Genomic DNA, 26,211 nt, shown 5'->3' with positions numbered 1-26,211 from the left:
TCGGTCTCGCTTCGATCGCTTCGACCGTCCTCGACTCACCCTCACGATTCCGACCCTGCCGAGGGGATCTCAGACGCCGGTTGACGATCGATATTTCATTCGTCATATTCAACAAAATTCCGTCCCGAATAGGTTCAATTATAACCGGTTATTTACTCTTGTTCGGATATCTTCTGATCGAACAGCGATTACGGCTTTGGTACACACCCCTGATGAATAATTACCTTATATTCCCTAATGTGTGTACGAGGGATCCTACCCCTATCAGGGTCATACCTTTAAGTGACGGATCCAGAGTGTGTACCATGACCGAGCCACGTAGTAACACCCGGGAGGTATCGGAGCGGGATCTCTCGGGCCACGGTGGGGGGCTTGCGGCGGTAACGGACGAGCGTTCGAACTGCGGGATCGGCGGGATCGTCGACCTCGACGGCGACCCGAGCCACGAGACGGTCACGGACGCCGTCGAACTGCTCGAGAACCTCGAACACCGCGGGACGACGGGCGCCGAGGAGGACACCGGCGACGGCGCCGGTATCATGGTCGCGCGCCCGGACGACTTCTTCCGCGAGGTCGTCGACGCCGACCTGCCCGAGGAGTACGCCGTCGGCTCCGTGTTCATGCCGACCGAACCGAGCGTGCAGGCCGAGATCCACGACGTCATCGCGGAGGTGTTCTCCGTGTACGGGCTGGAGGTCCTGGAGTGGCGCTCCGTCCCGACGGACAACGCGGACCTGGGCGCGACCGCGCTCGACTCGGAGCCGGAGGTCTCTCAGCTGTTCGTCGCGCCTGTCGAGGGCGCCGGCCTCGCCGAGCGGTTCACCAGCGAGGAGACGCGCCCCGGCGACGCCGACCCGGAGATCCTCGGCTTCGACCGCGCGCTGTACGCCGCGCGCCGCGAGATCGAGAACGCGGTGTCAGAGGTCGACGGCGCCGGTCGGTTCTACGTCTGCTCGCTCGACCGCCAGCGCGTCGTGTACAAGGGCCTGCTGAAGGGCTCGCAGCTCGACGGCTACTACTCGGACCTGACCGACGAGCGCTTCGCGAGCCACGTCGCCTTAGTCCACGCGCGCTTCTCGACGAACACGCTGGGCGCGTGGCACCTCGCGCACCCGTACCGCAACATCGTCCACAACGGCGAGTTCAACACGATCCGCGGGAACGTCAACTGGATGCGCGCCCGCGAGAACGACCTGGACCACCCGGCGTTCGGCGCGGAGCTCGGAACGATCAAGCCGGTTATCGACGATCCGAACCAGTCCGACACCGCCAGCGTCGACAACGCCGTCGAGCTCCTCCTGCAGGCGGGCCGCGACCTCCCGCACACCCTCCGGATGCTGATCCCGGAGGCGTTCCGCGGCGACGAGCTGATGGATCAGTCCCGCGCGGAGTTCTACGACTACCACGCCTCGCTCGTGGAGCCGTGGGACGGTCCCGCGCTCGTCATCGGCTTCGACGGCGACCGCGTCGCCGGCGTCTTAGACCGCAACGGGCTCCGCCCCTGTCGGTACGAAGTGACCGACGAAAACCGGCTGGTCGTCGGCAGCGAGGTGGGCGCGCTCCCGACCGAGCCGGAGGAGGTGACGCGTCGCGGCCGACTTCAGCCCGGCGAGATCTTCGTCGCCGACCCCGAGGAGGGGCGGATCGTCCCCGACGACGAGGTGTTCGAGGCCCTCACCGACGAGAGGTACGGCGAGTGGGTCGCCGAGCGACAGGTCGACCTCGACGACGTCGTCGAGGAGGACGCGGTCGCCGCCGGGATCGGTGCGGACGCCGCCGGCGCGGCCGGCGGCGACAGTGACGAGGACACCGAGCCGACCGTCCGCGCCCATCAGGCCGCGTTCGGCTACACCACCGACTCGCTGAACCACCTCGTCGAGCCGATGGCGACGGAGGGGAAAGACCCGGTCGGCTCGATGGGCGACGACACCCCGCTGTCGGTGCTCGCCGACGTCGACCGCCCGCTGTTCACCTACTTCAAGCAGCTGTTCGCACAGGTGTCGAACCCGCCGATCGACTACATCCGCGAGGAGCTCGTCACCTCGCTGGAGACGCGGATCGGCAACCAGCGGAACCTGCTGGACGAGACGCCGGAACACGCCGAGCAGATACTCTCCGACACCCCGATCCTCACCGACGCGGAGACGGCCGCGCTGCGCGATCTTCCCGGGCCGGGGGAGCGCGCGCCGGGAGACGGAGACGGCGAGGGGCCGGGCGCGGCGTCGTTCACCTCCGTGACCGTCGACGCGACGTACGACCGAGACGGCTCGCTCGTCGGCGCCGTGAGCCGGATCCGCGGGGACGCCGCGGCCGCCATCGAGGACGGCGCCGACGCGGTGGTCCTCTCCGACCGGGAAGTCGGGCCGGACCGGCTCGCGGTGCCGAGCCTGCTCGCGACCGGTGCGGTCCACCACCACCTCGTCCGGAACGGGCTGCGGAACCGCGCGGGGCTCGTCGTCGAGTCCGGCGAGCCTCACGAGGTCCACCACGTCGCGACGCTGGTCGGCTACGGCGCGGACGCGATCGACCCGTACCTCGCGTACGCCTCCATCGCCGACGTGGTCGCCGGGCCCGACGGCGCCGACGAGGAGGAGGCGCTCGCCGCCTACCGGCACGCGCTGGAGGACGGCCTCCTCAAGACGATGGCGAAGATGGGCATCTCGACGATGGAGTCCTACCAGGGCGCGCAGATCTTCGAGGCCGTCGGGCTCTCCTCGGAGTTCGTCGCCGAGTACTTCGAGGGCACCGAGATCCGCACCGAGGGGATCGGTATCGCGGAGATCGAAGACGACCTCCGGACGCGCCACGCATTGGCCTTCGGTGCCGACCCCGAGCTAGAGACCACCGGCGAGTACGAACACCGGTCGTCCGGGATCAAACACGGCTGGAACCCGCAGACGGTCGGCACGCTCCAGCAGGCGGTCCGCGGCGGCGACTACGAGCAGTACCGGGAGTTCGCGGAGCTCGTGAACGACCAGTCCGAGGAGCTCCAGACGCTCCGCGGACTCCTCGAGTTCGAGTCCGACCGCGACCCCGTGCCGGTCGAGGAGGTCGAGCCGGTCGAGTCGATCGTGGAGCGCTTCTCGACGGCCGCGATGAGCCTCGGGAGCATCTCGCCGGAGGCCCACGAGAACAACGCGATCGCGATGAACCGGCTCGGCGCGAAGTCGAACACGGGCGAGGGCGGCGAGCCCCCGGAGCGGTTCGACACCGAGAAGGAGTGTAACGTCAAGCAGGTCGCCTCCGGTCGGTTCGGCGTCACCTCGGAGTACCTTGCGAGCGCCGACGAGCTCCAGATCAAGATGGCGCAGGGGTCGAAGCCCGGCGAGGGCGGCCACCTCCCCGGGAAGAAGGTCAACGAGATGATCGCGCACGTCCGGTGTTCCACCCCCGGCGTCGGCCTCATCTCGCCGCCGCCGCAACACGACATCTACTCGATCGAGGACCTCAAGCAGCTGATCTTCGACCTGAAGGCCGCCAACCCTGACGCCGACGTCAACGTGAAGCTGGTCTCCGAGGCCGGCATCGGCACCATCGCGGCCGGCGTCGCGAAGGCGAACGCCGACGTGGTCCACGTCTCCGGCCACGACGGCGGGACCGGCGCGTCGCCGAAGACGTCGATCAAGAACGCGGGGCTCCCGTGGGAGCTCGGGCTCGCCGAGGCGAACCAGATGCTCCGCGCGACCGGCCTGCGCGACCGCATCCGCGTCACCGCCGACGGCGGCCTCAAGACCGGGCGCGACGTGGCGGTCGCCGCCGCCTTGGGCGCCGAGGAGTACGTGTTCGGCACCGCGTCGCTCGTCACCGCCGGGTGCGTGATGGCGCGGCAGTGCCACGAGAACACCTGCCCGGTCGGGGTCGCGACCCAGCGCGAGGACCTCCGCCAGCGCTTCCCGGGCCAGCCGGACCACGTCATCAACTACATGACGTTCATCGCGCAGGAGCTCCGGGAGATCATGGCCGAGCTCGGCTACACGGAGGTCGAGGAGTTCATCGGCCGCCCCGAGCTCCTCTCCCAGCGCGAGACCGACCACGAGAAGGCCAAACACCTCGACCTGTCGGCGGTCATCGCCGAGCCCGCGGGCGACGCCCGCACGAAGACCCGCGAGCAGGACCACCCGGGCATCGACGACCTGCTCGACTGGGACCTCATCGAGGAGGCGAGCCCCGCCATCGAGGACGGCGCGCCCGTCGCGCTCACCCGCGACGTCGAGAACGTCGACCGCGCGATCGGCGCGACCCTCTCGAACCGCGTCGTCTCCGAGCACGGCGGCGACGGGCTCCCGGACGACACCGTCACCTGTCGGTTCGACGGCTACGCCGGCCAGAGCTTCGGCGCGTTCCTCGCGCCCGGGATCACGATGGAGCTGTCCGGCGCCGCCAACGACTACGTCGGCAAGGGGCTCTCCGGCGGTCGGATCGTGATCAACACGCCCGAGGATGCCGGCTACGACCCCGCCGAGAACGTCGTCGCCGGCAACGTCGGGCTGTACGGCGCCACCGACGGCGAGGTGTACGTCAACGGCGTCGCCGGCGAGCGGTTCGGCGTCCGCAACTCCGGCGTGAAGGCGGTCGTCGAGGGCGTCGGCGACCACGGCTGCGAGTACATGACCGGCGGGGTCGTCGCCGTGCTCGGCGACACCGGTCGGAACTTCGCGGCCGGGATGTCCGGCGGCGTCGCGTACGTGTACGACCCCGACGACCGGTTCGCCGACCGCGTCAACCGCGGGATGGTGTCGGTCTCGGAGACCCTCGAAGAGTCCGACGAGCGCATGCTCCGCCGGCTCGTCGAGAACCATCACGCGTACACCGACAGCGACCGCGCGGCAGAGCTGCTCGACGACTGGACCGCCGCGCTCGACGACTTCGTCCGCGTCTTCCCCGACGCCTACGCCGAGGTCATCGCCGAGGGGAAGGGCGCCGACGTGCGCGCGGAGCCGCCGGAGCCCGCCGCGGCGGTTCCCGGCGCCGAGTCGGACGCGACCGGGCAGGCGTCGAGCGACGACTGATTCCGCGCGGTTCGCTTTTCAGCCGGGTCGACCGCCTCAGTCGTCGAGTGTCTCGCTCTCGACGCTCCCCTCCTCGATCGCCCGCTCGACCGCGCGGTCGACGTGTCGCTCGCGGGCGCGCTCGACGAACTCCTCGGGGAGCTCGTCGATCTCGCCGGCCTGCACGCCCCAGAGCTTGGCGTAAAGGCCGTCGGCGTCGAGGAGCCCGTCGTGGGTGCCGCGCTCGACGACCGCGCCGTCCTCCAACACGAGCGTCAGGTCCGCGTCGGTCACCGTCGAGAGGCGGTGGGCGATGACGAAGGTCGTGCGGTCGGCCGCCAGTTCGTCGAGCGAGCGCTGGATCAGCATCTCCGTCTCGGTGTCGACCGCGGAGGTCGCCTCGTCGAGGATCAAGATTGCGGGGTCCTGGAGGACGACCCGCGCGATGGCGACGCGCTGGCGCTGGCCCCCGGAGAGCTTCACCCCTTGCTCGCCGATCCGCGTGTCGTAGCCGTCGGGCAGCGAGTCAATGAACTCGTGGGCCTCGGCGGCCTTCGCGGCCTCGATCACGCGCTCGCGGACCTTAGTCTCGCCAGCGGCTCCGCCTTCGCTCTCGGTGTCGGCCCCCGTGAACCGCCCGTACCGGATGTTCTCGGCGATGGTGCCGTCGAACAGCGTGGTGTCCTGCGCGACGTAGCCCACGTTCGACCGGAGGCTCTCGACGGTGACGTCCCGCACGTCGTGACCGTCGACGCGGACCGCGCCCTCGGTCGCGTCGTACAGCCGGAGGAGGAGCTTGAGGAGGGTGGACTTGCCGGCGCCGGTCGGTCCCACGAGGGCGACGGTGTCGCCGGGATCGGCCTCGAAGGAGACGTTCCGGATAACCTCCTCGTCGGCGTCCTCGGGGTCGACGAGGGCGTTCTCCGCGTAGGCGAAGGAGACGTCGTCGTACTCGACCGCGCCGGCGACGCCGCCGTGGTCGGGGTCGGCGGCGGCATCGGCGTCGGCGTCGTTCCCGCCGCCGAGGTCGCTCGCGTCGTCGTCGTCGGTGATCCGGATCGGGATGTCCCGGAGGCCGAAGACGCGCTCGCAGGAGGCCTTCGCGTTCTCGTACTGGTCGATGATGTTGGACACCTCCGCGAGCGGCGCGACGAACTGCTGGGTCAGGAGGACGAACGTGACGAACGTCCCCACCGTGAGCGTCGTCGAGAAGGGGCCCGGCGGCCCCGCGGAGAGCCAGTACCCGCCGACCGCGAACGTGGCGGCGAACGCGAGCCCCGCGAACAGCTCCATCCCCGGCCGGTAGACGAAGTTGAGCCGGAGGATCGACATCGTGCGCTCGAAGTACTGCTTCGAGGCGGTCTCGACGCGGTCGCTCTCGTGGGCCTCGGTGTTGGAGGTCTTCACGAGCTCGACGCCCGAGAGCGCGTTTTCGAGGGCGGTGTTGAGGTCGCCGACGACGGAGCGCTGGGCGACGTACCGCGGCTCGACCGCCCGCATGAACCACAGCGTGAAGAGGATCATCAGCGGGATGGCCGAGAGGGTGACCACCGCGAGCTCGTGGTTGTAGTAGAAGAGGACGCCCGCGATACCGACGACCATCACGCCGAGGCGCGCGGAGTTCTGGAGCGCGTTGTCCAGGAATACCTCCAGGTTCGAGGCGTCGTTGTTGAGGACGCTCATCACCTCGCCGGTCTGTTTGTCGTCGAAGAAGGTCATGTCGAGCCGCTGCATCTGGTCGAAGGAGTCGGTCCGTACCGAGTGCATCACGCGGTGGGCGAAGTTGTTCGCGGCGATGCCGTAGACGTACGTGAACACGCCCGTGACGAGGAACGACCCGACGATGAGCGCGACCGAGAGCCGGAACTGCGCCGGTCCCGCGGTCGGGAGCCACGCGTCCGGGACGATCGGGAGGGTGTAGGGGCCATTCCCCGTGAAGACGGCGTCGATGGCGACGCCGAGCACGACCGGCGGGACCAGTCCCGCGACGCGGGCGACGACGTTCGCGGCCATCCCGATCACGAGCCAGTGCGCCTCGGGGGCGCCGTACTCGCGGAACAGCCGCAGGAGGGGCCGATCGACCCGGTCGCGGTACACTTCGAAGGCGTTGCGGTCGTCGGCGGCCATGGGCGTACGAGCGCGGCGAAGCCCATGTATCCGACGGCTTCGGCGGCCCGTTCCGGGTCCCGAGCGAGCGGGCGAGCGCAGCCAGAGCGTCGATCGCTTATCAATGCCGTGCGGTCGGCGCGCGCCTCCGAGCGGTCGCCAGTGGCGACCGCGAGGAGCGCGTGCGAGGGAGCCCGCGGCCGCCTCTGGCGGCCGCGGCGAGGCTGGGGAGGCGTGAGGCTGCGGTTGCGGTCGGGTGGGACTCAAAGGGGCAGCCGTTCTCGGCGAACCCCAGCGACGCAAGCACCGCAAGGAGTGAGCAACGCGAGCGACTGAGGAGCGCAGCGAGCTGTGGGAGCCGAGAACGGCTGGGGCTTTGGAGGTGTTCACCAGCGATCAAATGACTGTCTCAGAAACATCCATCTCCACATCCGATCGGCGGACTGCTTAATAGGGGCCACCCGAATTCACCTCCGTGGACGAACTCGTCGTGAGCACGGAGGTGTACGCCGACCCGGAAGACGTGTACGCGTTCCTGCTCGACTTCCCGCGGTACGCCGACTACTCGGAGTACCTGCGAGAGGTCCGGACCCTCGAAGGGGAAGGCGGGCCGGGAACCCGCTACGCGCTTCGGTTCGCGTGGTGGAAGATTTCGTACACCGCACACTCGGAGGTCACCGGCGTCGAGCCGCCCGAGCGGATCGACTGGGAGATCACGAAGGACATCGACGCCGGCGGGTGTTGGCGAGTGACGCCGGCGGAGGCGGGCGGAGATCCAGACGGCGCAGACGCCGACGGCGACACAGACGCCGACACCCGAGGAGACCCGACCGACGACCCGTGCGAGGTCGCGCTCGAAGTCGAGTTCGATCCCGGCTCGGCGAGCTCCGACGCGATCGATCTCCCCGCCCTCGTCTCGTTCGACTGGGTGCTGAAGAAGGCGATTCCCCTCATAAGGGGCGAGGCCGAGCGCGTCGTCGAGCGCGCCGTGCGCGACCTCGAGGACTCGACGCGCGACGTCGACCTCGACGTGTACGTCGATTCCGCGCGGATCTGAGCGCGTGTGGGAGTCGGTGTCGGCGGTGTCCCCGAGTCGAAGGCCTTAATATATCCAGCGGGGAACGAATGGATGCGTACGAGGGCTCGTAGATCAGTGGTAGATCATCCCCCTGGCACGGGGAAGGCCCGGGGTTCAAATCCCCGCGAGTCCACTCCTTCACTCGCTTCGCTCGTTCAGTCGTTCCCTCGCTTGGTCCCGTTCGCTGCGCTCACGGGACCCCCGCGAGTCCACTCCGATTTCTCCGCCATAACGAGGGTTGCTAAACGAGAGAAGCATCCTTCTCTACGCCAAACAAGAGAATCGCATCCAGACAAACCCGTGGTACTGTGTAGGCGCGAAGATTAGCGGTTAGACGTGGACGTTCTGAGCGAAATTCACGATATCCGACCGGTGTATATTCGAATTTAGTCCCAGATCTACTGTCAAGTCCAGATGAACACCACCCGTAATGTCCCAGTTCTTTGAACGAATATAGTTCTCACTCGGGAACACTCCACCCGTGATCAAAATGGCGCTATCTTGGCGATGAGTACTAAGAAGCCCCGTAACATCGAGCTGTCCAGACTCTAATGTGAAGCTCTCTTCCTCAACGTTTGGTATATCCACATCCTCAATTTCGACAGACTCTACAGGATAGTTCCTGTGAATTTTTGAAATTCACTCGGTGAACGGCTTCCTTGGTGTTGGTAAGTTCCGTCTTTCGAGATGTCCTGAAGCCCGAATTCTTCTATTTTTGTCTGAAATATTGATTCAGCCTTATTTTGGATCTTGTCTGTTGCCTGAACTACGATTGACTCAGTCACACTACCACCAAGCACTTCGAGCTTGACGTGGGAGGCAAAACCGACGACAAGAGGCCTATCGAACCGGCCAAATAATTCTTCTCGGACTCGCTCTCGGAGTTCCATATCTTCGTACCGCCTATTGTGTCCGATTGCCGTGTAGTCGAGCCCATAGCTGGAATCCTCTAGTAGTACATGAGGCTCTGTATCAGGGGTTTTCAACTCCCAACCGTCTGGTAAGTCTGCCTGCGGTGGTTTCAGTTGAATTTCTGATTTCTCTCCCGGCGGATTCGTATCCGTTGGATCCCCGCTGTCAGAACCACATCCTGCAATCCCAGCAAGTAGCCCAGATCCTGCCGTAGCAAGTAGTTTCCTCCGATTCATTATAATTCATCAACAATCGGATGTTATAAGCTTTCTGTGGGACTGTAGGAGGGCAAACCTGTACAATCTACTCGCTTAGTTCGAACTTGTTTAGATACAGATCTTTCCGCTCTAGCAGATTCGGAATCGTCCTTCGTGGTACTCCAGAGCGACCACTATTAGATCCTCGAACAGTCCGGAACGTGATGGGCGATCAGCCGGGGTAAGCAGCGGCTACGAACTATACATACAATAACCAGTTCACAACAGGTTTCGTATCGGTACTGTCGATAATATCGAGATAATGTTTATGCTGTATTAAAATAAATACAAATAGATGTCGAATAACAACGAACCGCTGATTCAGCTGGAACCGGGTGGAAGAGCACCGATACTCAGCTACGACATCCCACAGCCGGCAATCTATTTCGGGAAGAACTTCATCGAGCTCGAGTACGATGAAGATCTATTCTCCCCCGCTGCTTGGGGGCGTCCCGAACCGGCCCCTGTGCCACCGGACGACGATAACTCTGGGCCCCCAGACGACGAGGACCCCGAACCCCCAGATGAACCGGATCCTGAACCTCCGGACGAACCCGATCCCGAGCCCCCGGACGAACCCGACCCTGAACCACCGGAGGATCCAAGGTTTCCCGGGAAGCCGATAAATCCGGACGACCCGAGGTTTCCCGGTGGACCGTCCCTTCCGGGTGGCGAAGATGGGACAGTCCAGCCTCTCCGTATCGACGTGTCTCAGATGAGCGACGAGGAGATCGAAGCGCAAGTCAAACGGTCCATGAAAAGCGGGTTTGCCGACAAGCACATCCTCCCGAACGCACGGGTCAGATCGGGAAAACTCCGCTTCTCCGAAAAGTCACCATTGAGTCTCGAGACCGATCGCCCCGTGAGTGAAGCGTTGCAGTCACTCAGTGCCCAAGAAATAGTAGAAACGAAAAAAATGGGGAAGGAGTTGGCCTTCTACAGTTCGATGTACGGAACGATAAGCCCCCGAACCATCGATAGGACTACCGAAGTCGAACCGTCGCTTCTGCTCGTCGAGACCTACCGGCTCGCGTCCTATCTGGGCTCGTACGGCGCCGGAAAAGTCATTCAGACGTTCAGCCTGCTTCCCGGCGAGCGGACGACGATCTCGATCAGGACGTTCCGAAAATCAGAAAAAGAACGAACAGAGGCGTCCAGCATCCTCGATTCCTTCACTGAAGAGAGTGCCACTGATTTCGAACGGACGATTGAGAACGAACAATCCAGTAAAGAGGACTACGAAAAGAGCTTCAAATATCACTCGAACGCAGAGGCCAACGCGAGCTGGGGGTGGGGTTCCGCGAACATGGACGCTGGTGTGAAAGGCGGGACGAATTCCGCACGCGAGGAGTTTGCGAAGAATTCGACGACTGCGACCGACAAACACGCTCAGAAGGCGTCGGCAAAGCGCGAGGTCGAAGTGGACACGAGCTACGAATCACGGGAAATCGAAGAGGAAGAGAGGTCCACCGAACGCAAGATCGAGAACATCAATCTCAGCCGCACCCTGAACTTCGTGTTTCGGCAGATGAACCAGGAGTTCATCACCATCTCAAGCCTGGTGGATGTGCGCGTCGCCTTCTTCAACGGCTTTACCGAATCTCGTGACGAAGTTACCTTGCCGGAACTCGACTCACTCCTGGAAACCTACGTGAAAACGGACCAGCGTGACCGAGTGCGGACAGACATTCATGACTCGCTTGGCAGTATTCTCGACCACGAGGGGAACCTGCACGACGACTTCATCGAGGAACGTGAGATAGACGAGGACAACAGGTATCACCGGGTACGCTCCGAGAAGACCTCATCGTACAGCGACCCAATTACTGGAACCGAGATCTGGGTGCCGGGTATCATCATGTCGGCGACGAAAAACTCCATGCGGACTGATGGTGTTATGGTGGAATCGTTGTTGGGTACGAGCACCGCATTGGACGAGTACGCGGAGCAGTTACAAGGGCTCGAGGTTGAGCGGCGGGAGGTGGAGGTCGCGGGCAGCCGGGCCAAAGCGGAGTTGGACGAGATCGCTAACTCGGCGGTCCGCGACAACGACGAGGAACGCACAGATCTCGTGAGTCGCCTGTCGAACCACCCGCACCCGCAACAGCGCGAGGAGGCCGGAGATAAGGAAGGGTCGGACTAGCGATGAGCGGCAACAAAGAGGCGGAGCGCACGGATGTCCTCGAAGGTGGTGACCGCGCGGTCGACGAGCCGGCGGATCGGGTACTCGACGACAGTCGGAGTACTGAGTCCGTTCCGACGACCACCTGCGATCCCGTCACCGAGGGGTACAAGGCAACCAGCGAGGAACCACCGTTCGTTCACAGGGCGAGAGCCGCGTGGAGCGACCTCCTTCCGCAGCTTCCCCGTCGGAACCTGATGCGAGGTGTGACGATCAAGTGGAAATACAGGCACCCACACCAAGAGATGAAAACCTCCAATCTCCAAGCGTGGACCAACTCCTCAACCGAGGTCTACGTCCAGTGTCCGGACCCTCAGCTGGGAGAAAATACTATTCTCGAAAAGGTCTATTGGCGAATTCTCCTCTACCACGAGGCCTTGCACGTGGTGCAGTTCGCTAGCTCCGGGGGGCCGCCTGAAACGTACGCGATAATGATGGACCACGAGATAAAAGCGTACGGTAAAACGCACGAATGGCTGAAAACTGCACAGCACCCCCAGCAGTACCAAGCTGTCATAGAGCATAATATCGATCAGATGATAGAAATGCGCGACACCTTTTGTGATGAAGTAAACGAGGCGAAACAAGCAACAGCGCATATCCAAGATGTAGAGGAAAGGCGTAAACAACAGAATGAGAGATACCGAAACTTCCTGCTCGAAAAAGAACTCCTGCCAGAACACGAAGATCTTCAGGATCTCTACGGTCTTTGACCGTGCTGCTCTGCGCCGTCATGCGATCGGTTGTAAGTCATTCCGATTGACATTCTTATCCTGATATCCAGTTCTAAACTGCTCGTGGGAAGCACGGACTTGTCTTAGGACCGGTCCTGCTGTCTGCTTCCAGTCTGTCTCAGAGAAATCTGGGCCGCGGCTCTGTACCCACTCTATCGCTTTCTTGGAGACAGTGTTACCAACAGCGACAAGAACTGCTTCTTCGATGTCACTCATTTATTAATTGTAGATAACATCCTCAAATAAGCGTATCCCCACACCATCCGGAATATACACGATTTCGCATATATACTCCAACGAAAGTCATAGCTGAAATGATACGTGATGGAGTGGTTTTCGACGACGATTGCGTTCCTTCTCCGATCGTCGGCCTAACAGCCACATGAACGAGGTGACTGACACCCTCTCTCCGATCGAGGGCCAACGCGCGGAGAACTGCTTCCTCTTCACCACTCTGGCGCCGAGAAGACGATAACGAGGCGACTGGAACGAGGTTCCCCGTAGTCACTCCACGTCGACATCCGCCCCCGATCCCTGAAACCGCCTCGCGACGAGCGCGAAGAGACCCACCCCGATCAGGTAGAGCCGCCAGCCGCCGTTAGCGATCGGGAAGCGCCGGTCTACCGGCTCCTCGGTGACGATATCCGGGTCCCGCGGCTCGACCGGGTTGTTGACGTGGACCGTCTCGGTCGATCCCGTCGTTCCGGCGTCGACGCTCCGCGCGCCCGTCTCCGGGTCGACCCGCACGTCGACGAAGGTCTGCACGAACCCGTCTGCGGTCGAGAGCAGGATCTCGCCGTCGAGCGCGAAGAACTCGTCCCGAAGCGGCCAGAGGAGGTTCACCCCGTCGAGGTGGGTCCAGTCGAGCGCGACGTGCGCGAAGACGTGCACGAAGATCGCCACCCACGCGACCGCGACCCATCGGTCGGAGAGCCGGTCGCGGACCAGCGACCGGTCCCGAACGCGGGTGTCGTAGTACAGGAGCAGCGCGCCGACCGCGGGAAAGACGAGGTTGTGCCCGACCGATCGGTGGGCGCCGGGCATGATCGGCCCGAGGAAGCTGTCGGCCTCGGGGAGCACTAACACGACGAGCAGGGCCGCGAGCGCCCGGCGGTCGTAGTAGTCGCCGAGCAGCGCGACCGCGAGCAACAGCGCGAACCCGGAGTGGACGACGGTCGAGGGCATTACTCGGTCACCTCTCGCCGCCCGAACCGGACCGCGAGCGTCGCGACCGCGGCCGCGACGACGACGAGCTGCCACCCGCTCCGGACGAGCGACAGTTCGCGGTCGCCCCCGAGCGTGAGTCCCGGCCGCCCGTCGGGGTTCGCGAACGTCGGGATCGCGTGCGAGGCGGTCGTCCCGACCGTCTCCAGCGGGAGGGTCCCGGGCCCGTCCGCGCCGAGCGCGACGAACGTCTGGACGATCCCCTCCTGTGTCGAGAGCACGAGCCGTCCGTCGATCCGGTAGTAGGCGTCGTGGACGGGATACAGCAGGTTCGCCCCCGCAGCGCCGAACAGGTCCGTCCCGATGCCGGCGACGAGGAACGCCGCGAGCGCGACCCACGCGACCCGCGCGCCGCGCCATCCGAACCGGGCGCGGAACCGGGACTTATCGGCCGCGACGGTGTCCCAGTAGAGCGCGCCCGCCGCCACCAGCGGGAGCCAGAGGGTGTGGAGAAGCGCGTTCGTCGCGCCCGGCACGACGAGGCTCGCGACCGCGTCGAGATCGGGGGCGACCGCGGCCGCGACGACGACCGCGACCGAACGCCGGTCGAACGCCGCGCCCAACAGGGCAGCCGCCAGCAACGCGCCGACGGCGGCGGCGACGAGCGTCGGAGCCATACCGGCCCTGACGGTCGCACGAGAATAAGCGCTCCGGGGGCGGAGGCGAGAACTTCCCGCGCCCTCGGCGGATCAGGAGCGGTCTTCCGTCCGGGCCGAGTCCCCGTCCGAGTCCGGTTCGACCGCGTCCGCCGGGATAAACTCGTCAGATTCGGGCGCCGGGTGGTCGGCGGGCTCGGCGTCGTCGACCGCCTCGTCCGCCGGTTCTCCGTCGCTCTCCGCTGCACCGTCGTCGCTCTCCGCCGCACCGTCGTCGCTCTCCGCCGCACCGTCGTCGATCGTCACCGCGTCGTCGGCCGCCGGCTCCTCGACTGCCGCCTCCTCGTCCGTTCGCGGCTCCCCGAGCAGCGCGGTCGCCATCTGCCGGCAGACGTACGCGACGAGGTTCGTGACGTGGAGCGCCGCGAGCACCGCGACGAGTCCGATCGCGACCGCCAAAACCGACTCGGGGAGCGTGTCGATCGCCCACGTCACCGGCTCCCCGTTCGACTCCCCGAAGTTCGCCACGTGGGGATATCGAAGCGGGGCGAAGAGGAGCGGGACCCCGTTCGCGAGCGCGATCAGGGGGACGAACGCGAGGGCGGTGACGAGGAACTTCAGCGAGAGGAAGCCGACGCCCCGCCACGTCGACGCCGCCTCGACGTACTTCCTGACGCCCGCGACCGCGCCGTCCGCCTCGGCGGGCACGTCGTCGTACCGGTCGAGGTCCGTCCCCAACAGCCGGTTGGCGAGCCAGCGCTCAAAGCCGGCGGCGATCCGGGCGCCGATCAGCGTCGCCAGCAGGATGACGAGCCCGACGAGCACCACGGAGAGCAGGAGCCCGAAGGCGAACCCGAACGAGAACAGCGTCCAGTAGACGAACCCGAGGGGGATCGCTATCAGGAGGTACAACAGGTGTCTGTACGTCCGGCCGTCGACGAGGACGCCGACGATCGGGAGGGCAGAGGGGGAACGGAGGGAGACCATGTGCGGTCGAAACGTTTCCCTCGGTCGACATAAATCGGTCGCCATCGGCGGACCACGAAGGCTCAAAGGGGTCGTTCTGCCCGCGTCTCGGGCGTCTATCCGACGAAGAAGTCGATCGCGTTCCCCGTCGACTGCCCCTTGTACAGCTCCGAGTAGCCGCAGTTCGCACACGAGACCACGACGAACGTGCGGTTCTGGACGTCGAACATCTTGGTGAGACCGGTGCCGCTCGTCGCGATCTCGTCGGTCTCCGTCTCCTCGTGTCCGCACTTCGGGCAGCCGTCGCCGTCTCCGGCCGCCAGCGACCCGGACTCGTCTCCCGTTCGAGCAGAGTCGGGATCGGCGCGGTCGCCGTCTCCCGCGTCGGCCCACTCGTCGTTCGGTTCGTCGCCGAAGACGGAGTACTCCGTCTCCTCGTCGTTGTCGGAGGGCATCGGTGGGACCTGCTCTCGCGACGAGTAAACCTCTTGTGGCGGTCCGCGAGCTCCCCCGCGGCCTACTCGTCGATCTCGTCGACCAGCTCGTCGGCGACGCCGACGTAGCTCGCCGGGGTCAGCGCCTTCAGCTCCTCGCGGACGCCCTCGTCGACGTCGAGGTCGTCGAAGAGGTCGCGAAAGTCGTCGAGGGTGACGCGCTTCCCCCGCGTGAGGTCCTTCACGCGCTCGTAGGCGCCCGTGTCGCCCTCGCGGCGGAGGATCGTCTGGACGGCCTCGCCGATCACCTCGGGCGTCTCGGCCAGCTCCTCGCGCATGACGGTCTCGTTCGGAACGACCGTGTCGAGCCCGTCGCCGACCTTCGAGTAGCCGATCAGACAGTGGGCGAGCGCGGCGCCCACGTTGCGCTTGACCGTCGAGTCGGAGAGGTCGCGCTGGAGCCGCGAGGTCGTCACGTAGTCGGCGAGGAAGACCAGATCCGAGTTCGCCTTCGAGAGGTTCCCCTCGCTGTTCTCGAAGTCGATCGGGTTCACCTTGTGCGGCATCGTCGAGGAGCCGGTCTCGCCCTCCACGGTCCGCTGGCCGAGGTAGCGGTCGGAGACGTACAGCCACGCGTCGAGATCCAGATCGAGCAGGACGTTGTTGACGCCGCGCAGCGCGTCGAACAGCGCCGCCAGGTCGTCGCAGGGGTTCACCTGCGTCGCGAGCGGCGTGTGCTCCAGATCGAGTCCGCGCACGAACGACTCGGCGAAGGCGGGCCAGTCGACCTCGGGGTAGGCCGCGTCGTGGGCGGCGTAGGTGCCCGAGGCGCCCGCGAGCTTGCCGGAGAGGTCGCCGTTCGCGACGACGACCCGCCCGAGCGCGCGGCCGAGCCGCGAGGCGTACACGGCCATCTCCTTGCCGAACGTCGTCGGCGTCGCGGGCTGGCCGTGGGTGCGCGCCAGCATGGGCGCGTCGCGGTGCTCCCGCGCGAGGTCGGCGAGCGCGTCTCGGACCTCGCGGATCGCGGGCACGATCACGTCGCTCACGGCCGCCTTCACCAGGAGCCGGTGCGCGAGGTTGTTCACGTCCTCGCTCGTGAGCCCGAAGTGGATCCACGGGTACATCGCCTCGCCGTCGGCGATCGTCCCCGATTCCTCCAGCCCGTCGATCCGGACCCGCAGGAAGTACTCGACCGCCTTCACGTCGTGGTTGGTCGCGTCGTATCCCTCGGCGCCCTCGACCTCCAGCGCCTTAACGAGGCGAGCGTCCTCGGCGGAGAACTCCTCGTAGATAGCGCGGAGGGCCGCCTCGGCGTCGTCGTCGAGCGCGATCGGGGTCGCGTCGAGCGCGGCCAGTTCGATCAGGTACTCGACCTCGACGCGGGCCCGGGCGCGCATGAGCGCGGCCTCGCTCGCGTACGGGGACAGCGGCGCGGTCCGGGAGGCGTACCGCCCGTCGAGCGGGGACACCGCCGCGAGGGAGTCCGAGCGCGACAGCCCGGGGATCGGTTCGTCGGCCGGCGCGTCGTCGGCCGGCGCGTCGTCGTCCGGTGTGTCGTCGGCGTCGGTCATGTCCGCGACTGCCGCCGGAGCCAGCAAAAGCGTGTCGATGGGGAGACGCACGGACGTGGATCCGTTCTCGCTCTCTATCGGCAACTTGGGCGCGATTTATCCGTGAACGTGAACATACTGCCGCGACGGACCGCAATCGATATACGCGATCGGTCGGACCCAACAGGTATGAAGATCGCCGGACTCGCGAGCAACCGGGGACGGAACCTCAGACACATCGCCGACGCCGCGCCGGGGGGCGCGGAGCTGTCGGTCGTCCTGACCAACCGCGAACAGGCGCCCGCGTTAGAGGCCGCCACCGAGCGACGGATCCCCACCGAGGTCGTCGAGCGCGAGGAGGGCGAGTCGCGCGAGTCACACGAGCGACGGATCGTAGACCGGCTCGCGGGGTACGACTTCGATCTCGTCTGTCTGGACGGATACATGCGCGTCCTGACGGACGAGTTCCTCGATCGGGTCCCCGCGACGCTGAACGTTCACCCCTCGCTTTTACCCGCGTTTCCCGGAACCGACGCCCACGAGCAGGTGCTCGACGCCGGCGTCCGCACCACCGGCTGCACCGTCCACGTCGTCACCGAGGAGGTCGACGCCGGTCCGATCGTGACCCAGGAGCCGGTGCCCGTCTACGAGAACGACGACGCCGACGCGCTGAAAGAGCGCGTGCTTCACGACGCCGAGTTCGCGGCGTACCCGCGGGCGGTGCGGTGGTTCGCGGAGGACCGAGTGACGATCGAGCGCGGCGGTGACGACGATACGCCCGTGAACGTGACCGTCGACGGCGACACCGGGGGCGACTTCCCCGAGCGGCGGTTCGTCTCCGAGGAGCGCGCCGATACGCTGCGGTACGGCGAGAACCCCCATCAGGACGCCGCGCTCTACGTCGACGACGGCTGCGAGGAGGCGAGCGTCGTCGACGCGCCCCAGCTGAACCCCGGCGCGAAGGGGATGGGGTACAACAACTACAACGACGCCGACGCCGCCCTCAACTTGGTCAAGGAGTTCGACGAGCCCGCGGCCGCCGTGATCAAGCACACGAACCCGGCCGGCTGCGCCACCAGCGACACGCTGGCCGACGCGTACGACCGCGCGCTGCGGACCGACGCGAAGTCCGCGTTCGGCGGCATCGTCGCCCTGAACCGCGAGTGCGACGCCGACACCGCCGACGCGGTCGTCGACTCCTTCAAGGAGGTCGTCGTCGCGCCCGGCTACACCGAGAGCGCGCTCGACGTGCTCCGAGAGAAGAAGAACCTCCGCGTGCTCGACGCCGGTCCCCTCGGCGAGGGCGCGGAGCGCTTCTCCGAGCGCTTCACGGAGAAGCCGGTCGTCGGCGGTCGCCTCGTACAGGAGCGGGACCTGCAGTCGCCGACCGCCGCCGACCTCGACGTGGTCACCGAGCGCGAACCCACCGACGAGCAGCTGGAGACGATGGTGTTCGCGTGGAAGACGCTCAAACACGTGAAATCGAACGGGATCCTGTTCGCGACCGGCACGGAGACGGTCGGGGTCGGGACGGGACAGGTGTCCCGCGTCGACGCCGTCACGCTCGCGGCGATGAAGGCGGAGAAGGACGCCGACGGGAAGTCCGCCGAGGGCGCGGTGATGGCCTCTGACGCCTTCTTCCCGTTCCCGGACGCGATCGAGGAGGCGGCGGCGGCCGGGATCGAGGCCGTGGTCCAGCCCGGCGGCTCCGTCAACGACGAGGACGTGATCGCCGCGGCCGACGAACACGACATGGCGATGGCCTTTACCGGCTCGCGCTGCTTCCGGCACGACTGACGGCGGCCGTTCCGTCCGCGACGACGGCGCTGAGCTCCCATTTTTCGGGCGATTTCGCGGAAAGAGCCGATCGCTGAGGGCCACTCCTCGATCGTGGGAGTAGGTGTTGCAGATCGACAGTAACGATCCAGTATTTAAACGATCGTGAGCGCCAGCGACGGTCCCTTATAAAGAACGATGCGGTGGCGCGCGCCTCCGAGTGGCCGCCGAAGGCGGCCGCGAGGAGCGCCGCGCGAGGTCGCCGGCGCTACGCGCCGGCTGCCAGAGGGACCTTCGGTCCCTCGCTGGACGCGGTGAGCGCTCGAAGAGCGCGAACCGCGAGGCTGGGGAGGTGTGAGGCTGCGGTACCGTGCGGGGCGGGACTCAAAGGGACAGCCGCGAGGCGGGCGCAGGCGATGTAAGCACTGCAAGGAGCGAGCAGCGCGAGCGACTGAAGCGCGCAGCGAGCGTGCGCCCGCCTCGCGGCTGGGGCTTTGGAGGTCCTCGTCGTCGATCCGCTGTTAGCAGTCACATATAAGCGAGCGGCAGCGAGGCGCCACGCGCCACGGGCAGCCGGCGGCAAAGCCGCTGGCGACTGGGGCTTTGGAGGTGTTCAGCGCGTCGTCGATCACGTATAAACAGCCGACAGCAACGCCAAATCCGACTTATAAACGGCTACTCGCTACCGTCCGTCCCCGACTCGACCGGCTCCATCCCCCGGATCTCGAAGCGAGCGCCGCCCGCCTCGCTCTCGGTGACGGACACCTCCCAGCCGTGCGCCGAGACGACCTGTTGGATGATCGTTAACCCGAGTCCCGTCCCGGACTCGGCGGTGGTGAACCCGTCGACGAACACCTCATCGCGCTCCGCTTCAGGGATCCCCGCGCCGTCGTCCTCGACGTAGACGCCGTCGCCGCCCTCCAGGTCGCCGACGCGGATCGTCACCTCCGCGCCGCCGTGCTCCACGCTGTTCCGAAACAGGTTCTCGAACACCTGCTGGAGCCGGCTCCAGTCGCCCAACACGACGCGGTCGGTCTCCACTTCGAGGGTTGCGTGGGTCGCGTTCACGAACGACCAGCACTCCTCGGCGAGCTCGTCGATCCGGATCTCCTCGCGGCCCCCGATCGTCTGCCCCTCGCGGGTGAGGAACAGCAGGTCGTCGATCAGCGCCTCGATCCGGCCGATCGCGTCGCGGCACCGCTCGAAGTGCTCGGGGTCCCCCGTCGCTTCGGCCATGTCGAGGTAGCCGTCGACGATGCCCAGCGGGTTCCGGATGTCGTGGGAGACGACGCGGGTGAACTCCTCCAGCTGGTCGCGCTGGTTCTGCATCCGCTCGGTGGCCCGCTGCTGGAAGATCTCGTAGCTCACCCACTGGGCCATCAGCTCCACGAACGTCTCCTCGTCCTCGGAGAAGGGCCGATCGCGCGCCTCGGTGTCCGCGAAACAGAAGGTGCCGTACACCTCGCGGTTGACGACGACCTTCGCGCCGATGTACGTCTCCAGGCCGAACTCCTCGTAGGCGGCGTCCTTCTCCCACCCCTCGACGCGCGCGTGCTGGACGGTCAGCGCGCCCTCGACATCGACGGTCTTCCTGCAGTACGCCTTCGACAGCGGACAGCTTCGTCCCGGCTGGAGCAGCTCGTGATCGCCGCTCGCGGCCACGATCAGCTGGGTGTCGCCGTCGATCTCGGTGAGAAAGCCGGTCTCGACCCCGAGGTACACGCAGCCCAGATCGAGCAGATCCGGGAGCTTGTCCTCGAACGATCGCTCCTGCTCCGCGGTGATCCGGTACATCCGGCGCAGGGCGTCGTCCTCGGACAGTTCCACGTCATCCATCGCGTATCACGGTTCTTGGTAGCGTACCACTGGTCACGTCGCATTAAACGGGTGGGTTTCGGTGAACGTCGGCCGACAGTGAGCGTCGGATCGCGCGTCGAACCGGCTACTCGTAGGCCGCGATCCCGGTCAGGTCCTCGCCGAGCACGAGCGTGTGGATGTCGTGGGTCCCCTCGTAGGTGTACACCGTCTCCATGTTCGCCATGTGGCGCATCGGCGAGTAGTCGGTCGTGATGCCGTTGCCGCCGAGCATCTCCCGGGCGATCCGCGACTGGTCGCGCGCCGTGCGGACGTTGTTCCGCTTCGCCATCGAGACGTGCTGCGGGGTGAGATCGCCGCGCTCCTTCAGCTCCGCGAGCCGGTACGCGAGCAGTTGGGCGGTGGTGATCTGGGTGGCCATCTCCGCGAGCTTCCCCTGTTGGAGCTGGAACCGGGCGATCGGGCCGCCGAACTGGTCGCGGTCGAGCGCGTACTCGCGCGCCTGTTCGAAGCAGTCCCGCGCGGCGCCCACCGCGCCCCACGCGATCCCGAAGCGAGCCTGCGTGAGACACGAGAGCGGTCCCTTCATCCCCGACACGCCGGGGAGGACGTTCTCCTCGGGGACGCGTACGCCCTGCAGGCTGACCTCGCCGGTGATCGACGCGCGCAGCGAGAGCTTGTCGTCGATCTCGTTCGTGGTCACGCCGTCGCGGTCGGTCTCGACGAGGAACCCGCGGACGGGACTTCCCTCGGCGGACGTCTCGCGCGCCCAGACCACCGCCACGTCGGCGATCGGCGCGTTCGTGATCCACGTCTTCGTGCCGTCGAGGACGTACTCGTCGCCGTCCCGCTCGGCCCGCGTCTCCATCGCCGACGGATTCGAGCCGTGGTCCGGCTCCGTCAGCCCGAAGCAACCGACCGCCTCGCCCTCGCCGAGCGCCGGCAACCACCGCTCCTTCTGGTCGTCGCTGCCGTAGGCGTGGATCGGGTACATCACTAAGGCGCCCTGCACGCTCGCCATCGACCGGAGCCCGGAGTCGCACGCCTCCAGCTCCTGCATCAGGATACCGTACGCCGTCTCGGACACGTTCGGGAGGCCGTACCCGTCGAGGTTCGGGGCGTAGAACCCCATCTCGCCCATCCCCTCGATCAGCTCCGTCGGGAACGTCCCCGCCTGAAAGTGATCGCCGATGTCGGGACGCACCCGCTCGTCGACGAACTCCCGCGCCGTGTCGCGGATGAGCCGCTCCTCCTCGCCGAGGTCCGCCTCCAGTCCCACGTAGTCGAGCATGATCGTTAGTGGGAAACCGCCGGACAAAACAGTTCTGGAGGTCGGCGCGTCGGTCTCGGGCGCGACGAGTCCGGCGACTACGACCCCAACTGCTCGCGTGCGAACTTCGCCAACAGCGGGATGTCGGAGAGGTGGAGCAGCTTCGCCATCGACGCCTTCTCGCCCCGGTTCGCCTTCTCGAGCGTGTTCTCCTCGGCCCCCCGGAGGTCGCGCATGAACCGGTCGTAGCGCTCGTTGGGCGCGAGGTACAGCAGTCGGGTGAGCATCAACCGAGACTTCATCCGGGGCGCCACGTCGCGGTGCCAGAGTCGCTCGTAGACGGCGAGGCTCTCGGCGTCGAGGCGGCGCTCCGAATCGGTGAGACACCGGTCGACGGTGGCCGCCGCGGCGCGGGCCGACTTCATCCCCTTGTGGATCCCCTCGCCCCACAGCGGGTCGATGGAGGGGACCGTGTCGCCGATCGCGAGGAACCGGTCGGTGTGCATCTGGTCGGGCATCTGGATGTGCGCGGAGCCGCGGTGGACCTTCCCGTCGATCTTCTCGGCGTCGGCGAAGCGGGGGTCGCGGTCGACCCACGCGTCGAGGTAGCCGTCGACGGTCTGGCCCTCCTCGGCGAACTCGCGGTGGCGGTCGTTCTGGATGTAACAGATCCCGACCTTCGCGGTGTCCTCGCCGGTGGCGAAGATCCACGAGTAGCCGCCGGGCGCGATGTCGTGGTCGAGCCGGAGCATCATCGCCCGGCGCAGGTCGGCGTACTCCGGGTGGTTCATCTCGACGCCCTCCATCTCGTACTCGATGCCGATCGCCTGGTTCTCGCGTTCGAGGTCGACCACGTCGAGCGCGCTCGCGATCGGCGCCGCGGGACCGGTGGCGTCGACGACCACCTCGCCGTACACCTCCTCGTCGCCGTCGTATCGGACCCCTTCGATGACGCCGTCGTCGTCGAGGATCGGTCGGGAGACCCGTGAGTCGAACCGGTATTCGGCGCCGTTCTCGCGCCCGTCCTCGACGAGGAACCGCTTGAAGTCGGCGAACTCCAACACCGCGCCGGGCTGGTAGCTCTTGTAGTGGCTGTTGGGCGACTCCAACACGACGTCGTCGGTGTACGACATCACCACGTCGTCGGGGATCCCGAAGGAGGACATCATCGACGGGAACGTCCCGGCGGTCGACTTGTTGCTCTGGCGGGGGAACTCGGCTTCCGGCTCCGTTTCGAGAACGACGACGTCGTAGTCTCGCGTCGCCAGGTCGCGAGCGCACTGGGCGCCCGCCGGTCCGGCACCCGCGATCACGACGTCGTAGCGATCAACCATATACCCGTGAATACGGACCCACGTAATTAGGCTTGCTGAAAACGGTCGCAAACCGGCCGTGAGCCGGCTGGGTCGCCGGATTTTGACGATCCGTTGAGGTCGGAATGTCCCCGTCGGTGAACCGTCGTCAATCGACGGAAGCGATCGCGATCGGAGCGCGGAACGGAGAGCCGGTATCCGCGCTCAGGACGGTTCAGTAGAACTCGCGGACGAGGTCAGTCGCGCCCTCGGGGGCTCCGTCCGGGATGACGGACATGTCCTCGTCGACGCCGTGACGCTCGTGGTACGGCACCGAGTCCTCGTCCTGGTAGATGATCCCCTGGTGTTCGGTCTCGTCGTCGAAGATGACGTCCTTGGCGGCCTCCTTGTCGCTGGGGTCGTGGTCCTCCTCCTTCAGGTCGACCAGCGAGTCGCGGAAGTAGTCGTAGGTGTCCACGTCGTTGAACGTCACGCACGGCGAGTAGACGTTCACGAAGCCGAACCCGTCGTGTTCGACCGCCTTCTGGATGATCTCCTGATGGCGGAGCGCGTCCGAGGAGAACGACTGCGCGATGAACGTCGCGCCCGACGCCAGCGCCAGCGCGTGCGGGTTGACCGGGGGCTGTTTGGGGCCCTCGGGGCTCGTCGAGGTCTCGAAGTCCTCGCGGGAGGTGGGCGAGGCCTGCCCCTTCGTCAGCCCGTAGATGCGGTTGTCCATCACGACGTACGTCATGTCGACGTTCCGCCGGACGGCGTGGACGAAGTGGCCCGCGCCGATGGAGTAGCCGTCGCCGTCGCCGCCGGCGACCATCACTTCGATGTCGGGCCGCGCCATCTTGACGCCGGTCCCGACCGGGAGCGCGCGCCCGTGAACGCCGTGGAGCGCGTAGCTGTGCATGTACGTGCCGATCTTGCCGGAACAGCCGATGCCGGCGACGACGAAGGTGTTGTCGGGGTCGTTGCCCGTCTCCGCGAGGGCCTTCATCATCCCGTTCATGGTGCCGAAGTCGCCGCATCCCGGGCACCACGTCGGCTGCTTGTCGGACTTGAAGTCGGTGAATCGAATGTCTGAGCTCATTGGTTACGCCTCCACCCCCTCCGCGAGGGTCGCCTTGATGTCCTCTGCGAGTTCGTCGGCCTTGAATCGCACGCCGTTGTACTTGTTAATCCGATCGACGCGCGCTAACACGTCGTGTTCGACCAGGTCCGCGAACTGCCCCTGCTCGTTGCACTCCACGACGACGACGTTCTCCGCCGCCGCCACGTCCTCGGACAGGTCCGGCCGCGGGAAGATGTACGGGACCGAGAGGACCCGCACGTCGAGTCCGTCCTCGGCGAGGAACTCGACGGCCTCGGCGAGCGCGCCCTCGTTCGACCCCCACGTGACCACGAGGGTGTCCGCGTCCTCGTCGCCGAACTCGCGCGGGCTCCAGTCCTCGCGCTCACGGGCCGTCTCGACCTTCCGGTTGCGCTTGTCGACCTGTTCGACGCGCATCTCCGTGTCCTCGGTCCGGCGCCCCTGCTCGTCGTGCTCGAGGCCGGTGGACATGTGCGCGCCGTCGGCGGTGCCGGGGAACGCCCGCGGCGAGATCCCGTCGTCGGTGAGCTCGTGGGGCTGGAAGCCGCCCGACTCGCTCATGTGGTCGTCGATCGTCGTCTCGTCGACGACGTTGCCGCGGTCGATCTCCACCTCGTCCATGTCGAAGGTGTCCGGGGAGAACGTCTGCTCGGTGACCGCCATCGAGAGGTCGGCGGTGAGGTAGACGGGGAGCTGGTACTTCTCGGCGAGGTTGAACGCCTCGACGGTCTTCCAGAAGCACTCCGCAATCGTCGTCGGCGCGAGCACGAACCGGGGGACCTCGCCGTGGCCGCCGTACAGCATCTGATTCAGGTCGCCCTGTTCCTGTTTCGTCGGCATCCCGGTCGAGGGGCCCGAGCGCATCACGTTACAGATGACCAGCGGCGTCTCCGAGGTCGCGATGAGCCCGAACGTCTCGGTCATCAGGTCGATCCCGGGGCCGGAGGTGGCGGTCATCGACCGCGCGCCCCCGCGGGCGGCGCCGAGCGCCATGTTGATCGCGGACAGCTCGTCTTCCGCCTGCACCACGTGGCCGCCGTAGCGCTCGATCCGGCCCGTGAGGTACGTCATCACGTCGGTCGCGGGCGTGATCGGGTAGCCGGCGTAGAAGCGGCAGCCCGCCGCGATGGCGCCCATCCCGATGGCCTCGTCACCGTTGAGGAGGACGTAGTCCTCGTCGGTGGTCTCTAAGTCGTAGTCGAACTCGTGGTCGTACTCCTCGTCGACGTACGACTGGCCCGCGCGGGCGGCCTCCTTGTTGTTGTCGACGAGCTTCTGGCCCTTGTCTCCGAACTTCTTCTCCAGCGCGGAGTCGAGGTTCTCGATGGGGAACTCGGCGACCTCGCAGGCCGCGCCGAGCGCGACGACGTTCCGCATGATCGCCCCGCCGGCCTCCTCGGCGAGCCGCTTGAGCGGGACGTCGATCCCGATCATCCCGTCGGGGATCTCCACGTCCTGCATCGTGGTCCGCTCGCCGTCGTAGATGATCACCGAGCCCTCGTGGAGCTCATCGAGGTTCTCCTCGATGGTCCGGGGCGTCAACGCGATGAGGACGTCCAGCCGATCGACGACGCTCTGTACCTTGTCGACGGAGGTTCGCACCTTGTAGGCGGTGTAGCCGCCTCGGATCCGCGAGGCGAAGTCCTTCGACGTGAACACGTGTCGACCCGCCCGAGAGAGCGCTTGCGCGAAGATCTTCCCGGTCGAGTCGATGCCGTCACCGGCCTCCCCGCCGACGGCCCAATTGAAGTCCGCAGCCATGCTATACGGGGGCTTTCGCCGGACTCATCAAAAGACTTCTGGAAGGAGCTACCGATCCATTTCTGAACGTTCATTGTGTTTTTCGCGAATATTGTCGCTACCGGCGATTGAGTACGGATATATATCACGTATAGTGGACGAACGTTTTTCGAATCTCTCACGATCGAC

The 26,211-nt window shown here is 66.1% G+C and carries 18 protein-coding genes and 1 tRNA gene; 6 read left to right on the top strand and 13 right to left on the bottom strand.

Features of this window, described 5'->3' with window-relative positions; translation table 11 throughout:
- The first annotated feature begins 305 nt into the window (after nt 1-305).
- On the top strand, nt 306-5,009 hold the full coding sequence (gene gltB, locus EDM04_RS09015) for a glutamate synthase large subunit (protein ID WP_123621287.1): 4,704 nt from the start codon (nt 306-308) through the stop codon (nt 5,007-5,009).
- A 36-nt stretch (nt 5,010-5,045) separates the two neighbouring features.
- On the opposite strand, the gene EDM04_RS09010 is transcribed toward gltB, so the two are convergent.
- Nucleotides 5,046-7,115, bottom strand: coding sequence for an ABC transporter ATP-binding protein (locus EDM04_RS09010; protein WP_123621285.1), 2,070 nt, complete (start codon nt 7,113-7,115; stop codon nt 5,046-5,048).
- Between the two features lie 454 nt (nt 7,116-7,569).
- On the opposite strand from EDM04_RS09010, the gene EDM04_RS09005 reads away from it, so the two are divergent.
- Both EDM04_RS09005 and EDM04_RS09000 read left to right on the top strand, forming a co-directional pair.
- Nucleotides 7,570-8,151, top strand: coding sequence for an SRPBCC family protein (locus EDM04_RS09005; RefSeq protein WP_123621283.1), 582 nt, complete (start codon nt 7,570-7,572; stop codon nt 8,149-8,151).
- A gap of 82 nt (nt 8,152-8,233) precedes the next feature.
- Nucleotides 8,234-8,305: transfer RNA gene (locus EDM04_RS09000), tRNA-Ala, on the top strand.
- A 475-nt stretch (nt 8,306-8,780) separates the two neighbouring features.
- Here the strand turns inward: EDM04_RS09000 and EDM04_RS08995 are convergent.
- Complete coding sequence (locus EDM04_RS08995; RefSeq protein WP_123621280.1) at nt 8,781-9,320, bottom strand: hypothetical protein; 540 nt, start codon at nt 9,318-9,320, stop codon at nt 8,781-8,783.
- 316 nt (nt 9,321-9,636) lie between these two features.
- Between EDM04_RS08995 and EDM04_RS08990 the strand changes: the two genes are divergently transcribed.
- Entirely contained in the window at nt 9,637-11,484 is a 1,848-nt protein-coding gene (locus EDM04_RS08990; RefSeq protein ID WP_123621278.1) for a hypothetical protein, read from the top strand.
- 2 nt (nt 11,485-11,486) lie between these two features.
- Nucleotides 11,487-12,236 (top strand): hypothetical protein, encoded by a 750-nt coding sequence (locus tag EDM04_RS08985; RefSeq protein WP_123621276.1) that lies wholly within the window; start codon nt 11,487-11,489, stop codon nt 12,234-12,236.
- Nucleotides 12,237-12,254: 18 nt separating this feature from the next.
- On the opposite strand, the gene EDM04_RS08980 is transcribed toward EDM04_RS08985, so the two are convergent.
- From EDM04_RS08980 to purB, 6 genes are all read right to left on the bottom strand, one after another.
- The gene (locus EDM04_RS08980) at nt 12,255-12,473 is read right to left on the bottom strand and encodes a hypothetical protein (RefSeq protein ID WP_123621274.1); all 219 of its coding nucleotides are present in this window, start codon (nt 12,471-12,473) and stop codon (nt 12,255-12,257) included.
- Between the two features lie 288 nt (nt 12,474-12,761).
- Complete coding sequence (locus EDM04_RS08975; protein WP_123621272.1) at nt 12,762-13,442, bottom strand: metal-dependent hydrolase; 681 nt, start codon at nt 13,440-13,442, stop codon at nt 12,762-12,764.
- Nucleotides 13,442-14,098 carry a hypothetical protein gene (locus EDM04_RS08970; protein ID WP_123621270.1) on the bottom strand — a complete coding sequence of 219 codons (657 nt, stop codon included), beginning with the start codon at nt 14,096-14,098 and terminating at the stop codon, nt 13,442-13,444. The genes EDM04_RS08975 and EDM04_RS08970 overlap by 1 nt, the downstream gene beginning before the upstream one ends.
- A gap of 72 nt (nt 14,099-14,170) precedes the next feature.
- Nucleotides 14,171-15,064, bottom strand: coding sequence for a sensor domain-containing protein (locus EDM04_RS08965; protein WP_123621268.1), 894 nt, complete (start codon nt 15,062-15,064; stop codon nt 14,171-14,173).
- 95 nt (nt 15,065-15,159) lie between these two features.
- On the bottom strand, nt 15,160-15,498 hold the full coding sequence (locus EDM04_RS08960) for a zinc ribbon domain-containing protein (protein WP_123621266.1): 339 nt from the start codon (nt 15,496-15,498) through the stop codon (nt 15,160-15,162).
- Between the two features lie 62 nt (nt 15,499-15,560).
- Nucleotides 15,561-17,051 carry an adenylosuccinate lyase gene (gene purB, locus EDM04_RS08955; protein ID WP_206424444.1) on the bottom strand — a complete coding sequence of 497 codons (1,491 nt, stop codon included), beginning with the start codon at nt 17,049-17,051 and terminating at the stop codon, nt 15,561-15,563.
- Nucleotides 17,052-17,219: 168 nt separating this feature from the next.
- Between purB and purN the strand changes: the two genes are divergently transcribed.
- Nucleotides 17,220-18,827, top strand: a complete 1,608-nt coding sequence (purN, locus tag EDM04_RS08950) for a phosphoribosylglycinamide formyltransferase (RefSeq protein WP_123621264.1) — start codon at nt 17,220-17,222, stop codon at nt 18,825-18,827.
- Nucleotides 18,828-19,481: 654 nt separating this feature from the next.
- Here purN and EDM04_RS08945 read toward each other — a convergent pair.
- The 5 genes from EDM04_RS08945 to EDM04_RS08925 all read right to left on the bottom strand — a co-directional run bounded on the left by EDM04_RS08945 (nt 19,482) and on the right by EDM04_RS08925 (nt 26,043).
- Complete coding sequence (locus EDM04_RS08945; protein ID WP_123621262.1) at nt 19,482-20,642, bottom strand: GAF domain-containing sensor histidine kinase; 1,161 nt, start codon at nt 20,640-20,642, stop codon at nt 19,482-19,484.
- Between the two features lie 106 nt (nt 20,643-20,748).
- The gene (locus EDM04_RS08940) at nt 20,749-21,912 is read right to left on the bottom strand and encodes an acyl-CoA dehydrogenase family protein (protein ID WP_123621260.1); all 1,164 of its coding nucleotides are present in this window, start codon (nt 21,910-21,912) and stop codon (nt 20,749-20,751) included.
- A 77-nt stretch (nt 21,913-21,989) separates the two neighbouring features.
- A complete protein-coding gene (locus EDM04_RS08935; protein WP_123621258.1) occupies nt 21,990-23,225 on the bottom strand; it encodes a digeranylgeranylglycerophospholipid reductase in 1,236 nt (411 codons plus the stop codon).
- Nucleotides 23,226-23,418: 193 nt separating this feature from the next.
- Entirely contained in the window at nt 23,419-24,282 is an 864-nt protein-coding gene (locus tag EDM04_RS08930) for a 2-oxoacid:ferredoxin oxidoreductase subunit beta (protein WP_123621256.1), read from the bottom strand.
- Nucleotides 24,283-24,285: 3 nt separating this feature from the next.
- A complete protein-coding gene (locus tag EDM04_RS08925) occupies nt 24,286-26,043 on the bottom strand; it encodes a 2-oxoacid:acceptor oxidoreductase subunit alpha (RefSeq protein ID WP_123621254.1) in 1,758 nt (585 codons plus the stop codon).
- Nucleotides 26,044-26,211: the final 168 nt, after the last annotated feature.

Origin of the sequence: Halorubrum sp. CSM-61 (genome assembly GCF_003781945.1) — an archaeon.
Taxonomy (GTDB): Archaea; Halobacteriota; Halobacteria; order Halobacteriales; family Haloferacaceae; genus Halorubrum.
The sequence above is the reverse complement of the archived record's forward strand: the minus strand, read 5'-3'. Positions and strand labels throughout refer to the sequence as shown.

Bases quoted from the DNA above. Each gene is read 5' to 3' on its own strand.
- EDM04_RS08970 (WP_123621270.1), bottom strand. From the start codon at position 14,098: ATGGCTCCGACGCTCGTCGCCGCCGCCGTCGGCGCGTTGCTGGCGGCT.
- EDM04_RS08980 (WP_123621274.1), bottom strand. From the start codon at position 12,473: ATGAGTGACATCGAAGAAGCAGTTCTTGTCGCTGTTGGTAACACTGTC.
- EDM04_RS08990 (WP_123621278.1), top strand. From the start codon at position 9,637: ATGTCGAATAACAACGAACCGCTGATTCAGCTGGAACCGGGTGGAAGA.
- EDM04_RS08985 (WP_123621276.1), top strand. From the start codon at position 11,487: ATGAGCGGCAACAAAGAGGCGGAGCGCACGGATGTCCTCGAAGGTGGT.
- gltB (WP_123621287.1), top strand. From the start codon at position 306: ATGACCGAGCCACGTAGTAACACCCGGGAGGTATCGGAGCGGGATCTC.
- purN (WP_123621264.1), top strand. From the start codon at position 17,220: ATGAAGATCGCCGGACTCGCGAGCAACCGGGGACGGAACCTCAGACAC.
- EDM04_RS09010 (WP_123621285.1), bottom strand. From the start codon at position 7,115: ATGGCCGCCGACGACCGCAACGCCTTCGAAGTGTACCGCGACCGGGTC.
- EDM04_RS08930 (WP_123621256.1), bottom strand. From the start codon at position 24,282: ATGAGCTCAGACATTCGATTCACCGACTTCAAGTCCGACAAGCAGCCG.
- EDM04_RS08940 (WP_123621260.1), bottom strand. From the start codon at position 21,912: ATGCTCGACTACGTGGGACTGGAGGCGGACCTCGGCGAGGAGGAGCGG.
- EDM04_RS08945 (WP_123621262.1), bottom strand. From the start codon at position 20,642: ATGGATGACGTGGAACTGTCCGAGGACGACGCCCTGCGCCGGATGTAC.
- EDM04_RS08975 (WP_123621272.1), bottom strand. From the start codon at position 13,442: ATGCCCTCGACCGTCGTCCACTCCGGGTTCGCGCTGTTGCTCGCGGTC.
- EDM04_RS08935 (WP_123621258.1), bottom strand. From the start codon at position 23,225: ATGGTTGATCGCTACGACGTCGTGATCGCGGGTGCCGGACCGGCGGGC.
- purB (WP_206424444.1), bottom strand. From the start codon at position 17,051: ATGACCGACGCCGACGACACACCGGACGACGACGCGCCGGCCGACGAC.
- EDM04_RS08995 (WP_123621280.1), bottom strand. From the start codon at position 9,320: ATGAATCGGAGGAAACTACTTGCTACGGCAGGATCTGGGCTACTTGCT.
- EDM04_RS08925 (WP_123621254.1), bottom strand. From the start codon at position 26,043: ATGGCTGCGGACTTCAATTGGGCCGTCGGCGGGGAGGCCGGTGACGGC.
- EDM04_RS08965 (WP_123621268.1), bottom strand. From the start codon at position 15,064: ATGGTCTCCCTCCGTTCCCCCTCTGCCCTCCCGATCGTCGGCGTCCTC.
- EDM04_RS08960 (WP_123621266.1), bottom strand. From the start codon at position 15,498: ATGCCCTCCGACAACGACGAGGAGACGGAGTACTCCGTCTTCGGCGAC.